General features: G+C 67.6%; 13 protein-coding genes. 5 read left to right on the top strand and 8 right to left on the bottom strand.

The features are described from left to right. Nucleotides 1-18: 18 nt before the first annotated feature. The gene (locus C560_RS21145; protein WP_081801626.1) at nt 19-507 is read left to right on the top strand and encodes a hypothetical protein; all 489 of its coding nucleotides are present in this window, start codon (nt 19-21) and stop codon (nt 505-507) included. Between the two features lie 148 nt (nt 508-655). Here C560_RS21145 and ndk read toward each other — a convergent pair whose 3' ends face one another. From ndk to ileS, 4 genes are all read right to left on the bottom strand, one after another. Continuing rightward, nucleotides 656-1,069 (bottom strand): nucleoside-diphosphate kinase, encoded by a 414-nt coding sequence (ndk, locus tag C560_RS0103370; protein WP_018773361.1) that lies wholly within the window; start codon nt 1,067-1,069, stop codon nt 656-658. Between the two features lie 73 nt (nt 1,070-1,142). Further along, entirely contained in the window at nt 1,143-1,598 is a 456-nt protein-coding gene (locus tag C560_RS0103365; protein ID WP_026537124.1) for a DUF4233 domain-containing protein, read from the bottom strand. A 3-nt stretch (nt 1,599-1,601) separates the two neighbouring features. Then, nucleotides 1,602-2,960: a bifunctional folylpolyglutamate synthase/dihydrofolate synthase gene (locus C560_RS0103360; protein ID WP_026537123.1), complete on the bottom strand. Its 1,359-nt coding sequence runs from the start codon at nt 2,958-2,960 to the stop codon at nt 1,602-1,604. 3 nt (nt 2,961-2,963) lie between these two features. Continuing rightward, complete coding sequence (ileS, locus tag C560_RS0103355; protein ID WP_026537122.1) at nt 2,964-6,314, bottom strand: isoleucine--tRNA ligase; 3,351 nt, start codon at nt 6,312-6,314, stop codon at nt 2,964-2,966. 481 nt (nt 6,315-6,795) lie between these two features. On the opposite strand from ileS, the gene C560_RS0103350 reads away from it, so the two are divergent. Continuing rightward, a complete protein-coding gene (locus C560_RS0103350) occupies nt 6,796-7,818 on the top strand; it encodes an endonuclease/exonuclease/phosphatase family protein (RefSeq protein WP_026537121.1) in 1,023 nt (340 codons plus the stop codon). On the opposite strand, the gene C560_RS0103345 is transcribed toward C560_RS0103350, so the two are convergent. From C560_RS0103345 to C560_RS0103335, 3 genes are all read right to left on the bottom strand, one after another. Continuing rightward, entirely contained in the window at nt 7,815-8,900 is a 1,086-nt protein-coding gene (locus C560_RS0103345) for a glycerophosphodiester phosphodiesterase (RefSeq protein ID WP_155855733.1), read from the bottom strand. The genes C560_RS0103350 and C560_RS0103345 overlap by 4 nt on opposite strands. A gap of 133 nt (nt 8,901-9,033) precedes the next feature. After that, nucleotides 9,034-9,840, bottom strand: coding sequence for an SDR family oxidoreductase (locus C560_RS0103340; protein WP_231494245.1), 807 nt, complete (start codon nt 9,838-9,840; stop codon nt 9,034-9,036). A gap of 27 nt (nt 9,841-9,867) precedes the next feature. Further along, nucleotides 9,868-10,257, bottom strand: coding sequence for a DUF488 domain-containing protein (locus C560_RS0103335; protein WP_051532984.1), 390 nt, complete (start codon nt 10,255-10,257; stop codon nt 9,868-9,870). Nucleotides 10,258-10,363: 106 nt separating this feature from the next. Between C560_RS0103335 and valS the strand changes: the two genes are divergently transcribed. The 3 genes from valS (at nt 10,364) to C560_RS23285 (ending at nt 13,944) form a co-directional block, all read left to right on the top strand. Next, nucleotides 10,364-12,982, top strand: a complete 2,619-nt coding sequence (gene valS / locus C560_RS0103330) for a valine--tRNA ligase (RefSeq protein ID WP_026537117.1) — start codon at nt 10,364-10,366, stop codon at nt 12,980-12,982. Nucleotides 12,983-13,316: 334 nt separating this feature from the next. After that, nucleotides 13,317-13,796, top strand: a complete 480-nt coding sequence (locus C560_RS0103325) for a DUF6325 family protein (RefSeq protein WP_026537116.1) — start codon at nt 13,317-13,319, stop codon at nt 13,794-13,796. Nucleotide 13,797: 1 nt separating this feature from the next. Next, on the top strand, nt 13,798-13,944 hold the full coding sequence (locus C560_RS23285; RefSeq protein ID WP_155855732.1) for a hypothetical protein: 147 nt from the start codon (nt 13,798-13,800) through the stop codon (nt 13,942-13,944). A 438-nt stretch (nt 13,945-14,382) separates the two neighbouring features. On the opposite strand, the gene C560_RS0103315 is transcribed toward C560_RS23285, so the two are convergent. Then, nucleotides 14,383-14,988 carry a mycothiol-dependent nitroreductase Rv2466c family protein gene (locus tag C560_RS0103315; RefSeq protein ID WP_051533012.1) on the bottom strand — a complete coding sequence of 202 codons (606 nt, stop codon included), beginning with the start codon at nt 14,986-14,988 and terminating at the stop codon, nt 14,383-14,385. Between the last annotated feature and the right edge of the window lie 47 nt (nt 14,989-15,035).

The raw sequence follows: 15,035 nt of genomic DNA, 5'->3' as shown, positions 1-15,035 counted from the left end.
AGCACCCGAAGCGCGACCATGGCAGTCACCATCGATGCGCCCCCTTCCCGCGTGTGGCCCTGGCTGGTGCAGATGGGAACGGATCGCGCCGGCTGGTACAGCTGGGACCGTCTCGATAATTTCGGGCGCCGCAGCGCAGAGAGCATCCATCCGGAGTGGCAGGACATCGCCATCGGTGACCGTCTGGCGGCGAAGCCCGACGGCAGCGAGTGGTGGTCGGTCGCGGCGCTTGAACCCGAGAGGTTCCTGGGCCTGCGGATGTCGGTCGATCTCCGGGGGCGTCCATTCGACCCGGCACGAACCGGGCCGCGCTATTACACCGACTCGCTCTGGGGATTCGAGTTGCGGGAGGCCCCGGGTGAGCGCACCCGGCTGGTAGTCAGCGGGTACTGGTCGCTACGGCCACAATGGCTGCAACCCATCATGAGCATTGCCATGCTGGAGCCCGCGCACTGGGTCATGCAGACCCGTCAGTTCTCGAATCTGGTGCGCCTCGCCAGCCGTTGAGAAGGCACCGGGGCCGGAAGGCCCGGAGCACGCAGCGAACCCTCCGCCGCGAGGTGCCAGATCGCGAGGGGACAGCTAAGGCCAATGAACGCGTGCGAACATTGGCCTTAACTGTCCCCTCGGTGCTGAGGGTGTCCCGAAACTTGGGCTAGAACCAGATCTTGATCTCGCGCTCGGCGGATTCCGCCGAATCCGAGCCGTGGACCAGGTTCTGCTGTACCTTCAGGCCCCAGTCGCGGCCGAAGTCGCCGCGGATGGTGCCGGGTGCCGCCGTCGTCGGGTCCGTGGTGCCGGCGAGGGTGCGGAAGCCCTCGATCACGCGGTGGCCCTCGAAGATCGCGGCGACCACGGGGCCGCTGAGCATGAATTCAACCAGCGGCTCGTAGAACGGCTTGCCGACGTGCTCCTCGTAGTGCTGCTCCAGCAGTTCGCGGCTCGCGTCGACTTTCTTGAGCTCGGCCAGGGTGTAGCCCTTGGCTTCGATCCGGCTCAGGATGGCGCCGGACAGGTTGCGGGCGACGCCGTCGGGCTTGATCAGGACGAGGGTGCGCTCAATGCTCACAGCTGCTCCAATGTGTTGGGGTGGGATTCGGGTCAAGTCTACGGGGTTCGGGCCAGGTGCCCGGGATGGACGTTCAGGCGTTGTTTCCGGGCGCGGGTCCCTGGGGGTGGGCGGCATCCCAGTCAGCCTGCTCGCGCTCCCGCTGGGCGGCTTCGCGGTCAATCCGGATGCCGGTCCGGATCCCGTACCACCACGCCACGGCGAAGAGCGCGCCGACGAGGTACATGGCCGGTTCCACGATGCCGCCCAGGATCAGCACGAGCTGCAGGATCCAGCCCAGGGCCACTCCCCACGGCTTCGAGAGGACCGCGCAGGTGAAGACGAAGACCAGGCACAGGCCGATCCCGACCGAGAAGACCAGGGCCGCGGGGTATTCGTTCCGGTGCAGTCCAAAAACGGCCAGTGTCCCGAAGAGCACCACGAACGCTTCCAGCAACAGGACCGTGGAGGCGAACATGACCTTCGTGGAACGTCGTTTCTTGGGCATTCCCGGGCGCCATTCGCGCTGGGCTTTGGTGAGTTTCGCCATCGCTTACGCGTCCGCCTTTCCGAGCAGGATCCGGGCGTCCGCGACGAGCGTGATCGAGCCCGTCACGAGGACCCCGCCGGCGAGCTCGTCGTCGGCTTCGGCACGTTCCACGGCCCATTCGAGGGCGTCGTCGAGCTTCTCGGCGACGTGGATGTTCTCCTCGCCGAAGCCCAGGTCAACCGCGATCTCGGCCAGGTCCTCGGCCGGGACAGCCCGGGGCGAGTTGGACTGGGTGAAGCAGTATTCGGTGGCGAGCCCGCCCAGGGATTCCTTGAGCTGGCGCAGGATTTCCTCGGCGTCCTTTTCCCGCAGCACACCGACCACCACCACCAGCTTGGTGAAGTTGAAGGCCTCGTGGATGGCCTCGGCGGAGACCCGGATGCCCTCCGGGTTGTGGGCGGCGTCCACGATGATGGTCGGCGCGGTGCGGACCACCTCGAGCCGGCCCGGGGAGGTGACGGAGGCGAAGGCCTCCTGCAGGATCTCGGCGTCGATCGCCTTTTCCCCGCCGAAGAACGCTTCCAGCGCGGCAATGGCGACGGCGGCGTTCTCGGCCTGGTGCGCGCCGTGCAGCGGTACCAGCAGGTCCTCGTAGCGGCCCGCGATGCCCTGGATGGTCACCATCTGGCCGCCCACCGCGACGGTGCGGGATTCAACGCCGAACTCCACGCCCTCGAAGCGGAACGGCACGTTGACCTCCTTGGCCTTCTCCAGCAGGACCTGGGCCGCGTCGACCGGCTGCGCCGCGCTGATGAGGAAGCCGCCGGGCTTGATGATGCCGGCTTTCTCATAGGCGATGTCCCCGGTGGTGTCGCCCAGCAAATCGGTGTGGTCCAGGGAGATCGGGGTGATCACGGCCACTTGGCCGTCGCCGACGTTCGTGGCGTCGGTGATGCCGCCCAGGCCCACTTCCATGACCGCGACGTTGACCGGCTGGTCCGCGAAGACCGCGAAGCCCAGGATGGTCAGGCACTCGAAGTAGGTCAGCCGGGGCTGGCCTGCCGCCTCGAGTTCGCCGTCCACGATCTGCAGGTAGGGCCGGATCTCGTCCCAGATCCGGACGAACGTCTCATCCGGCACCGGGGCGCCGTCGATGCTGATCCGCTCGGTGACCTTGGACAGGTGTGGGCTCGTGTAGCGGCCGGTGCTCAGGCCGTGGGCGCGCAGCCCGGCCTCGATCATCCGGGCCGTGGAGGTCTTGCCGTTGGTGCCGGTGACGTGGATGATCGGGAACGCCTTGTTCGGCTCCCCCAGGATTTCCATGGCCCGGTGCAGCGGGGCGAGCCGCGGCTCCATTTTGTTTTCCGGCGCGCGGCCCAGGAGCTCGGCGTAGACGCTTTCTACGGAGAATTCGTCGGTCATGGCTTAGGCTCCAACTTTCTTGGCGACGCTGACCTGCGGGTCTTTGACGTCGGCCGCCAGGGTTTCCAGCTCGACGGTCAGGGTTTCGGTCTTGACCAGCTCCGCGTTGGCCAGCAGGGCCTCGACGACGTCCTGCTTCGCCGTGACGGACGTGCTGATCCGGTCGCTGACATTGAGTCCGGCGTCCTTGCGGGCCTGCTGGATGGCGCGGACCATGTCACGTGCCATACCTTCAGCCTCCAGCTCCGGGGTGACCTCGGTGTTGAGGACCACGAAACCTCCGCCGGGAAGCACGGCGGCCGCGCGGGATCCTGCTCCCTCCGCGGCTTCGGCCACGACGGTTTCCAGGGTGTATTCCTGCGGCTCGAGGTCGAGGCCGCCGGCGGTGACCACTCCGGCGTCGCTGACCGACCAGTCGCCGGACTTGGAGCCCTTGATGGCCTGCTGGACGTTCTTGCCCAGCCGCGGGCCGGCGGCCCGGGCGTTGACCACGAGCTTCTGTTCGATGCCGAACTCCTCCGGGGAGGCGGCCTCGGCGTCGAGCAGGCGGACCGAGCGCAGGTTCAGTTCATCGGCGACGACGGCGGCGAAGCCGCCCAGCGCGTCCGCGCCCGGTGCCACGACCGTGAGTTCCTGCAGCGGCAGGCGCACGCGCAGGTTGGCGGCCTTGCGCAGCGAGGAGCCGGTGGAGCAGATCTGCTGCACACGGTCCATCGCCTCGACCAGGCCCGGGTTGGCCGGGAACAGTCCGGCATCCGGCCAGTCCGCCAGGTGCACGGAGCGCCCGCCGGTGAGGCCGCGCCAGATTTCCTCGGAGATCAGCGGCAGCAGGGACGCGGCCACGCGGGTGACGGTTTCCAGCGCGGTGTAGAGCGCGTCGAAGGCGTCCACGCTCTCGTCGAAGAAGCGCTGGCGGCTGCGGCGGACGTACCAGTTGGTGAGCATGTCCAGGTAGCTGCGCAGCTCATCGCAGGCGCCGGAGATGTCGTAGCTGTCCAGCTGGGCGGTCATGTTCCGGACCAGGTCACCGGTGTTGGCCATGAGGTACTGGTCCAGGGTGTCGGCGTAACCGTCGTAGCGGAGCTTCGCGTCGTAGCCGTTCCCGCCAGCCGAAGCGTTCGTGTAGAGCGTGAAGAAGCTGTACACGTTCCACAGCGGCAGGATGACCTGGCGGACGCCGTCGCGGATGCCCTGCTCGGTGACCACGAGGTTGCCGCCGCGCAGGATGGGGCTGGACATCAGGAACCAGCGCATGGCGTCGGAGCCGTCGCGGTCCAGGACTTCGGAGACGTCCGGGTAGTTGCGCAGGCTCTTGGACATCTTTTGCCCGTCGGAGCCCAGGACGATGCCGTGGCTGATGACGTTGCGGAAGGCCGGCCGGTCGAACAGCGCGGTGGAGAGGATGTGGAGCATGTAGAACCAGCCGCGGGTCTGGCCGATGTACTCGACGATGAAGTCCGCCGGGTTGTGGGTGTCGAACCATTCCTCGTTCTGGAACGGGTAGTGGACCTGGCCGTAGGGCATGGAGCCGGAGTCGAACCAGACGTCCAGGACGTCCTCGACGCGGCGCATGACGGACTGGCCTTCTTCCGGGGTGCGGGGGTCGTCCGGGTTCGGGCGGGTGAGCTCGTCGATGAACGGCCGGTGCAGGTCCACCTGGCCGTCGTTGTTCAGCGGCAGGCGGCCGAAGTCGGCCTCGATCTCGGCCAGGGAGCCGTAGACGTCGGTGCGCGGGTAGTCCGGGTCGGTGGACTGCCAGACGGGGATGGGGCTGCCCCAGTAGCGGTTGCGGCTGATGGACCAGTCGCGGGCGTTGGCGAGCCACTTGCCGAACTGGCCGTCCTTGACGTTGCCCGGGATCCAGTTGATGTCCTGGTTGAGCTCGGACATGCGGTCCTTGAACTTGGTGACCTCGACGTACCAGGAGGACACGGCGCGGTAGATCAGCGGGTTGCGGCAGCGCCAGCAGTGCGGGTAGCTGTGCTCGTAGCTGGCCTGGCGGACCAGGCGGCCCTGGGCGCGGAGCACCTGGGTGATGGGCTTGTTGGCCTCGAAGACCTGGAGCCCGGCGATTTCGGCGAGGTCGCCGTGGCCGAAGAGCGGCAGGAACTTTGCGCCCTCGTCGACCGAGAGGACCACCGGGATGCCGGCCTCTTCACAGATTTTCTGGTCGTCTTCGCCGTAGGCGGGGGCCTGGTGGACGATGCCGGTTCCGTCGGTGGTGGTGACGTAGTCGGCCTCCAGGAAGCGCCAGGCGTTCTCGGTGCCGTATTTTTCGGCGTCGTGGAAATAGTCCCAGAGCGGCTCGTAGCTCAGGCCGTCCAGCTCGGCGCCGGTGTGGCGGGAGGTGATGGCGGCTTCCGCGGCGGCGACGCCCTCGGCCCCGTCGCCGTAGCCGAGGTCCTTGGCGTAGGCGGCCAGGAGGTCAGCGGCGAGCAGGAAGCTGCCCGTGACGGGAGCTTCGGCTGCCGCGGCCTTGATCCCGTGCGGGCCGGCCGGCAGGACCACGTAGGTGATGTCGGGACCGACGGCGAGCGCCAGGTTGGTGGGCAGCGTCCAGGGCGTGGTGGTCCAGGCGAGTGCCTGCACCCCGGCGAGCTGCCGGGACAGCTCCGACTCCCCCGCCGTGATGGGGAACGTGACCGTGACGGTCTGGTCCTGGCGGTTTTTGTATACGTCGTCGTCCATGCGCAGCTCATGGTTGGACAGCGGCGTCTCGTCCTTCCAGCAGTACGGCAGGACGCGGTAGCCGTTGTAGGTCAGGCCCTTTTCGTGCAGCTGCTTGAAGGCCCAGAGCACGGACTCCATGTATTCGACGTTGAGGGTCTTGTAGTCGTTCTCGAAGTCCACCCAGCGCGCCTGGCGGGTGACGTAGCTCTTCCATTCGTCGGCGTACTTCATGACGGAGGCGCGGCAGGCGTCGTTGAACTTGTCGATGCCCATGGCCTCGATCTGGGTCTTGTCCGTCATGCCGAGCTGCTTCATGGCTTCCAGCTCGGCGGGCAGCCCGTGGGTGTCCCAGCCGAAGCGGCGCTCCACCCGGCGGCCGCGCTGGGTCTGGTAGCGGCCCACGAGGTCTTTGGCGTAGCCGGTCAGGAGGTGGCCGTAGTGCGGCAGGCCGTTGGCGAAGGGCGGGCCGTCGTAGAAGACGAATTCGTTGCTTCCGTCTTGGCCGGCATCCCGCTGGTCGATGCTCGCCTGGAAGGTGCCGTCCTGGTCCCAGTATTTGAGGATGCGCTCTTCGATCTCCGGGAACTTCACGGAGGCGGATACGCCCGCGGCGTTGGAAGCCGCGTTTGACGCAGAGGTGGTGGAGCCGGCGCCTGCGGCGGAGGCCTTGGGGTAATAAGTCATCTCGACATCCTGGGTTGAGCTGGTGAACACATGTATTCAGGATGCGAGGACGGCCCTGTTGTCTTCCGACACCACGGACCGCGGTACCACCTCACTTACCGCCACCGGTCCGCTCCCCTTCGCGAGAAGGGCGCTGCACCGGCGTCGGCCGCTCATTACTGCTGTGACGGGCTTACCCGTCCGGTTCTACTGGCCCGCGCGCACACTGTGGTGACTGAGTCTCCACCGCCCGCGAGGGTGTTCTTCCGGAAGCTCACCGGTGATGGCCGGGTCAAAGCTGCTACGTCGATGGTACTGCAAATCACTGTCCCAAACGCAGTGACAGACAGTGACAGGCAGTGCCACTGCGATTCATAACGCCGCAAACTCCGCTGGAAAAGGGCGACGCCGGCGGTCCGACTGCATAGACTCTTGCCATGACCGTCCCCCGGCCGCCCCGGGCCCACCCGTGAAGCGCCGCAGCGCCAGCCGGCGGTGGCACGTGTCCTCTGCCCTCTGCGCCGCGCCCGTTGCGGTGGTATCGATCTTCCGGGCGGTCCCGGCGCCGTGGCCGGCCCCTGTGGTCCAGCTCGTGGCCTTCACTCCCTGGTTCGTGCTCCCCGCCGGCGCAGCCCTCCTGCTCGCGCTGCCGGGGCGGCGTCCCTGGGCGGTCCTCCCCGCCGGCGCCCTCCTGGCCCTCCAGCTGCTGTGGCTGTTCCCGCCGGACCGGGTGGCGGACAGGTTTTTGGCCCGGGAGGCGGATCCGCGGCCTGGCGGGCAACAGAGCACAGGCCAGGCACAGGCCGCAGCCCCGGCGGCGGAACTGACGGTCATGAGCCTTAACGCCTGGAAAGGCCAGGCGGACGCCGCGGAAGTGGTCCGGCTGGTGCGTGAAAACAACGTCGGGTTCCTTGCCGTCCAGGAACTCTCGCCGGCCCTGGAAAAACGGCTGGACGCGGAGGGGCTGGGCGCGCTGCTTCCGCACCGGATCAGCCGTTCGAGGGACGGTGCGGGCGGCGGTGCCGTGTACTCCACCCGCCCGATGATTCCGGTGGACTCCGTGGACGGTTCAGCCTTCCACATGCCCACGGTGCAGTTGGAACTCGACGCCGGCGGCCGCCCGGCTCCCCTCACCGTGACCAACGTGCACACCAAGGCGCCGGTGTGGGGCCGGGCCGGGCAGTGGCGTAGCGAATTGGCTTCCCTGGGCCGCCTTGCCGCCCGTCCCGGCAACATGCTGCTGCTGGGCGACTTCAACGCCACCCTCGACCACGCGGAGTTCCGCCAGCTCCTTCAGGGCCAGGACGGTACGGGGCCCGATGGCACCCGCGTCGACGCCGGCGCCGCCGCCCTGGCGCGGCTGGTGCCGACCTGGCCCATGGCGGGGCCCCCACTGCCTGGCGTGGTGATCGACCACATCGTGACCGGCCCGCGGGTGCGCAGCAGCGGCTATGCCGTGCTGCCGGTGGCCGGGACGGACCACGCGGCGGTCCTGGCCACGTTGTCCGTCCCGGCGGCGGACTAGCTGCGCGGCAGTTTCATGCCGGACTCGGCCATCACGTCCCGGAGCCTGTCCGGGTAATCCGTGATCAGCCCGTCCACGCCGGCACCGATGAGCGCCCGCATGGTGGGCTTGTCATCAACGGTCCACGGAATGACCTGCATGCCGGCCGCGTGGGCACGGCGGACCATGTCGGCGGTGACGTACGGAACATAGCCCGGATCCGTCACGGCGCCGTTCTGCGGCGTGCCGTGCACCGGTGAGATGGCATCGAAGCCCAGGGAGGAGGCTGCGGCGACGAGGTCGCCGCCGAAGTCATCGGCGTCGATGCCGCCCAGCCACGGCGACTTGCCCGGCTGGCCTGCCTGGAGGAAGTCCTTGTTGGTCAGGGCCACGGTGCGGATCTGGGGATCCTGCTGCTGCACCAGGCGCAGCGAACCCCAGTCGAAGCTCTGGATTGAGACACGGCTCTGCATGTGGGCGGCCTTGATTTCGCGGAGCGCGACGTCGACGAACTGCTCACGCGGCGCGGTTTCCTGCGGCGCACCTGCCTCCACCTTGGTTTCGATATTGAACTTCACCCGGCTGGCGCGGCGGGAGTCCGCCAACGCGAAGACCTCGGCCAGCGTGGGCATCTTGGCGCCCGGCGAGGCCGCCTGGCCCGGGAACTGGGGCAGCGTGAGGCTCCCGCAGTCCAGGCTCCGGACCTGCGCGAACGTCAGGTCCTTGACGTATTTGCCCACGTAAGGGAACTGGGGGTCGTTCGGCGTGACAGGAGCCGTGTCCAGGCACTTCTGGCCGCTGATCTTGCGGTCGTGGGTGATGACCTCGTGGCCGTCCCTGGTGATCTGGAGGTCAAGCTCAAGGGTGGAGACGCCGGTCTCGATCCCCTTCGCGAACGACGCCAGGGTTGACTCGACGCTCAGGCCGATGCCGCCTCGATGGGCCTCGAGGTCAAAGTGGTTGTCCTGGCCGTTGGGGTTTGTGTCGGCAGCGTTTGCCTGGGCGGCGGCGGTGAGGAGCAGGGCTGCGCTGAGTACGGCAGCGCCGAGCTTCGTCGGGGTTCGCATGGGAAAGATCTCCACTCTGGTGGTGTGCAGTTGCATGCGCCACCTTGCCCAACCCCGGCCAACTCCGGACCAGCAACGCCTGACCTCCGCCCCACACGGCGGTGAACGTCCGGTGTCGCCGCCGGACGTCCCGTCCCCCGCACCCGGCCCCTGCCCCCGGCCCGCCGCCCTACTGGTTCTTGCGGATCAGCTTGTAGTTGGCCGCCTGCGCTACCGGGCGGATCACGATCTGGTCCAGGTTGATGTGGTGCGGCGCGACGACGGCGTAGCGGACCACATCGGCCACGTCCTCGGCGGTCAGCGGCTTCTCGACTCCCTGGTACACCTTGGCTGCCGCGTCCTGGTCGCCGAGGCGGTTGAGGGCGAACTCCTCGGTCTGCACCAGCCCGGGGGCTACCTCGATCACGCGGAGGTTGTGCTCGGCCTCTTCGAGCCGCAGGGCGCCGGTCAGGGCGTGCTGGGCGAACTTGGCCGCGTTGTAGCCGCCGCCGCCCTCGTAGGCCGCGAGCCCGGCGGTGGAGGTCAGGTTCAGCACGGTGCCCTCGCCGCAGGCACGCAGCATGGGCAGGAAGGAGCGGATCAGCTTCATGCTGCCCAGCACGTTCACCTGGAACATCCATTCCCAGTCCTCGGTCTTGGCCCCGGCAACCTTGTCGGCGCCGCGGGCACCGCCCGCGATGTTGATCAGCGTGTCGATGCCGCCGGCGCGGGTCACTTCATCGAGCAGCCGGGCCACATCGGCGTCGTCGGTCACATCGGCGGGAAGGGCGACGGCGCCGGTTTCGGCGGCGAGCGCTTCGAGCCGGTCGGCACGGCGGGCGACGGCGAACACGGTCCAGCCTTCCTTGCGGAGCGCACGCACCGTGGCCTCGCCGATTCCGGTGCTGGCGCCGGTGACCACTGCCGCTTTGGCCACTGCTGCCTTGAATTCCTGTGTCGTGAATTCTTGTGTGTTGTTGTCGATTCCCTCAGTCATGGCACCACCCTAACGGCAATGCCGGGCTCATTTCCTGCTGTTGCGGCCTCGCTCCAGGAACTCCTGAAGCACCCGGGCATGGTTGGTCTCCGGGTCCCGGGCGCCGAAGAGCAGGGTCACTTTCCCGTGCTCCGCCGCGAGTCCGTACAGCGTCTGCACCGCGGGGTTGGTTTTCAGCTCCGCTTCATAGGCCGCCCGGAACTGCGCGAACCGCTCCTGCATGTGCGCGAATTCCTTGCGCAGCGGCGGTGACGGCGCCACGTCCTTGAGCCAGAGCTCCAGTTGGGCCCGTTCCTTGCTGACTCCCCGCGGCCAGAGCCGGTCCACCAGGACCCGGCAGCCGTCGTCGTCGGAAGGATCCTCATAGACGCGCTTGATCGCGAAGGTTCCGGCAGAATTTCCCTCAGAATTGCCCATCTGCGCATGCTACTTCACGTTACTTCGGCGGCTCCCGCACCCGGAGAACCCGCCGCCGGTGCGTTCCGGTACATAAGGGGATGGCAGTTAGTGGAAGAATTGGCCCATGGCTGAAGACAATCAGGGTACAGACACGCCCACCACCGCCCCCATCAACGTTCCGGACAAGCCCGCCCTGGAGGGGCTGGAAGAGGCGCTCACGCGGCGCTGGCTTGAGGAAGGGACCTACAAGTTCACCCAGGACACCACCCGGGAACAGGTCTACTCGATCGACACTCCCCCACCCACCGCGTCGGGATCCCTCCACGTCGGACACATGTTCTCCTACACCCAGACCGACGTCCTGGCGCGCTACCAGCGCATGACCGGCAAGAACGTCTTCTACCCCATGGGCTGGGACGACAACGGCCTGCCCACCGAGCGCCGCGTGCAGAACTACTACGGCGTGCGCTGCGATCCGGCGATCGCCTACGACGCCGGCTACCGTCCCCCGGCCGAGCCCGCCAAGAACCAGCGCGACTTCGACGTCATCTCCCGCAAGAACTTCATCGAGCTGTGCGAAGAGCTCGCGGTCGAGGACGAGAAGGTCTTCGAGCACCTCTTCCAGACCCTGGGCCTGTCCGTGGACTGGGACCTGACCTACCGGACCATCGATGACAAGTCCCGCGCCATCTCGCAGCGGGCCTTCCTGGCCAACCTGGCCGCCGGCGACGCGTACATGGCCGAGGCCCCCACCCTGTGGGATGTCACGTTCCGCACCGCGGTGGCCCAGGCCGAGCTTGAGGACCGCGAGGTCGCTGGCGCCTACTACCGCTACCCGTTCTTCACCGAAGACGGCGAGAAGATCTTCATCGAGACCACCCGCCCCGAGCTGCTGGCCGCCTGCGCCGCGCTCGTGGCCAACCCCGACGACGAGCGCTACAAGCCGCTGTTCGGTAAGAAGGTCACCTCACCGCTGTTCGGCGTCGAGGTGGAGGTCAAGGCCCACCCGCTGGCCAAGGCGGACAAGGGCTCCGGCGTCGCCATGGTCTGCACCTTCGGCGACCTCACCGATGTCACCTGGTGGCGCGAGCTGCAGCTGCCCACCCGCGCGATCGTGGGCCGCGACGGCCGCATCATCGGCGAGACCCCGGAGTGGATCACCACCGAAGAAGGCCGCGCCAACTTCGCGGCCATCGCCGGCAAGACGGTGTTCAGTGCCAAGGAGTCCGTGGTGGAGCTCCTGGCCGCCGCGGACCTGCTCGACGGCGAGCCCAAGAAGATCATGCACCCGGTGAACTTCTTCGAGAAGGGTGACAAGCCTCTCGAGGTCGTGACCTCGCGCCAGTGGTACATCCGCAACGGCGGCCGCGACGAGGACCGCCGCGAACGGCTGATTGGCCGCGGCAACGAGATCGAGTTCCACCCGGCGTTCATGCGCTCCCGCTACGAGAACTGGATTTCGGGGCTCAACGGCGACTGGCTCGTGTCCCGCCAGCGCTTCTTCGGTGTGCCGGTACCGGTCTGGTATCCGCTGGATGCCGACGGCAACCCCGAGTACGACGCGCCGATCGTCCCGTCCGACGCGCAGCTGCCCGTGGATCCCGCGGCGGATGCGGCCCCCGGCTACGAGGAAGCCCAGCGCGACGTGCCGGGCGGCTTCACCGGCGACGCGGACGTCCTCGATACCTGGGCCACGTCCTCGCTGACCCCGCAGATTGTGGGCGGCTGGAGCACCGACGAGGCGCTCTTCGCCAAGGTCTTCCCCTTCGACGTGCGCCCGCAGGGCCATGACATCATCCGGACCTGGCTGTTCTCCTCCGCCGTCCGCGCCGACGCGCTGCAGAAGACTGCACCGTGGAAGCACGCTGCCATTTCCGGCTGGATCCTGGACCCGGACCGGAAGAAGATGTCCAAATCCAAGGGCAACGTCATTGTGCCCACGGATGTGCTGGACGAGTACGGTTCCGACGCCGTGCGCTACTGGGCGGCCTCGGCCAAGCTCGGCGCGGACACCGCCTACGAGATCGCGCAGATGAAGATCGGCCGCCGTCTGGCGATCAAGCTGCTCAACGCCTCCAAGTTCGTCCTGAACCTGGGTGCCACCGAGGACTCGGTCGTCTCCGGTGACCTGTCCGTGCTGAGCAACCCGCTGGACCGGGCCGTCCTGGCCCAGCTCGCCGACGTCGTTCAGCAGGCCACCAAGGCGTTCGAGGGCTACGACTACGCCCGGGCGCTGCAGATCACCGAGAGCTTCTTCTGGAACTTCACCGACGACTACGTGGAGCTCATCAAGGACCGTGCCTACGGTGCGGCCGGCGAGGAGCAGCAGGCGTCCGTGCTGGCCGCCCTCGCGACGAGCCTGGACACCCTCCTGCGGCTCTTCGCGCCGTTCCTGCCGTTCGCCACGGAGGAAGTCTGGAGCTGGTGGCGCACCGGTTCCGTGCACCGCGCCCAGTGGCCCTCCGCCATCGCGGTCGACGGCGACACAACCCTCCTGGCCACGGTGGGCACCGCGCTCAGCGGCATCCGCAAGGCCAAGTCCGAGGCCAAGGTCAAGCAGCGCACCGAGGTGCTGTCCGCGACGATCACGGCCTCGGAGTCCCTCACAACCCAGCTCAAGGCCGGCCTCGCCGACCTCAAGGCTGCGGCCAACGCCCGTGAACTGGCGCTGGTCGCCGGCGAGGGCGAACTGGCCGTCAGCGACGTCGTGCTGGCACCTGCCGAGCCGGCCGTCCAGGCGTAGCGGAGCGCCCGGGGGGCAGAAGTTTGGGTCTGGCCTCCGGAGACTGACGAGGGCGCCGTGCCGGGGAAACCCGGCGCGGCGCCCTCGCTCGTCCTCAGGGTCAGCAGCGATTCACGCCGAGGCCTGCCTCCGCTGGGCCGCCGGGCAGTCCCACTGCGCGGGCAACCTTCCCCGTCACCACCGCCGAACAGACGGAACAGGACCGCGGGCCCTGCCCCGGGTGCATGAGGTCACCCGGTGCGGGTGAGGCGCCGCACCTCACCGGGGGCACAGAATGAGATGCAGCGGTCCGTCGGACCGCCTTGAACCCCAAGAAGAAGCGGAGGTCATACGCATGACTGAGACACTCGATGAACTGGGGCCGGTCGACTGGATCGTCGTTGAATTCCCCGGACCCGACTTCGGCAAGGGCCAGATCGCCCCGTTCCTGGAGGACCTGGTCCAGCGTGACCTCGTCAGGGTGCTCGACATGGTGTTCCTGAGGAAGACGGAGGACGGCACACTCGAGACAGCGGAGATCTCCGACCTCGACCCGAGCGAGCTCGGCGAGGTGCGCACGGCCGAGGCCGACCTGGCCATGGTGCTCTCTGAGCAGGACGTCATGGACCTGGCCGAGACGATCGCGCCCGGCCACTCCGCCGCGGTGCTCGTCTGGGAGAACCTGTGGGCGGCCCCGTTCGGCACGGCAGTCCGCAAGGCCGGCGGCCAACTCGTGGCCAGCGGCCGGATCCCGACCCAGGCCGTCATCGCCGCCTTCCAGGCCGACGCCGAGGCCGAAACCCAGTCCTCTGAAGACGCGATAGAAGGAGCCTGACATGCCACTGGCAGCACGACGCAGACGCAGGACCGCCGCCGCCGTCGGCGGGGCCGTTGTGGTCGCCCACGGGATCAACCGTCGCGGCGACCGCCGGGAAGACCGCCGTGACGACCGCGGTGACCGCCGGGAAGACCGCCGCGACTAACACCGGCGGCCGACACCCGTGGCTGCCCCCACGGAGCCTGTCCCTGGCACCCTCAGGTGCGCATGACCCGCATCGGGTCGTGCGCACCTGCCCAGGTCACCCTGTTTTTGGGCAAAGGGGAAGCCCCATCAGCGTTAGCCGTTGGTGGGGCTTCGACTTTTCGATTGTCACGTGACGTCTTAGACAATCTGGCGGGATCCTTAGACTTTCAGGTCTTCCTACCTCGTCACTGGTAGCCATCATCTGACTTTGCCGAAGGCTGCGTCGGATGAGTGTCACTGAATCTTTGGTTCCTGCGTCCCTCTTCTTTCGAAGTGGGTAAGTTCTATTGTTGTCCCCCGGCCTGCCGTGCACAAGAGCCCCGGCAGAACTACATCGGAGTAGTTCTGCCGGGGCTCCTGGCAGGCCGGGCAGGGGCGCGGCCCGGCGTGTTCAGGCCTAGTTGAAGACGGGGCTTTCGGTGCGGCTGCGCTTGATTTCGAAGAAGTACGGGAAGGATGCCAGGGTCACCGTGGCGTCCCAAATCCGGCCGGCTTCCTCGCCGCGCGGGATGCGCGTCAGGACCGGGCCGAAGAAGGCCGTGCCGTTGAAGGCGACGACGGGTGTCCCCACGTCCTGTCCAACCAGCGAGATGCCTGCCTCGTGGCTCGCGCGCAGCTGCGCGTCGAATTCGTCGCCCTGGCCCGCGGCCGCAAGCTCGGCCGGCAGTCCCGCCTCCGCCAGCGACTTGGCGATGACCTCGTCGATATCCGTGATGCCTTCGTTGTGGATCTTGGTGCCCATGGAGTCATAGAGCGCCTTGATGTATTCCGCACCATGCTGTTCAGCGGCGGCGGTGATGACGCGGACCGGAGCCCACGCCTTCTTCATGAACTCGCGGTACTGCTCGGGCAGTTCCTCGCGGCCCTCATTGAGCACGGCGAGGCTCATCACATGCCACTCGGTCTTGATGTCGCGGACTTCTTCGACTTCGCCGATCCAGCGGGAGGTGACCCAGGCGAAGGGGCACATCGGGTCGAACCAGAAGTCGGCTTTGTTGGTCATGGTTTCAGACACAGGTGTTCTCCTTAAAAAGTCTGCTTGGGACAGCG

The organism is Arthrobacter sp. 9MFCol3.1 (assembly GCF_000620385.1).
GTDB lineage: Bacteria > Actinomycetota > Actinomycetes > Actinomycetales > Micrococcaceae > Arthrobacter.
This window is presented reverse-complemented; position numbering and strand designations above follow the sequence as displayed.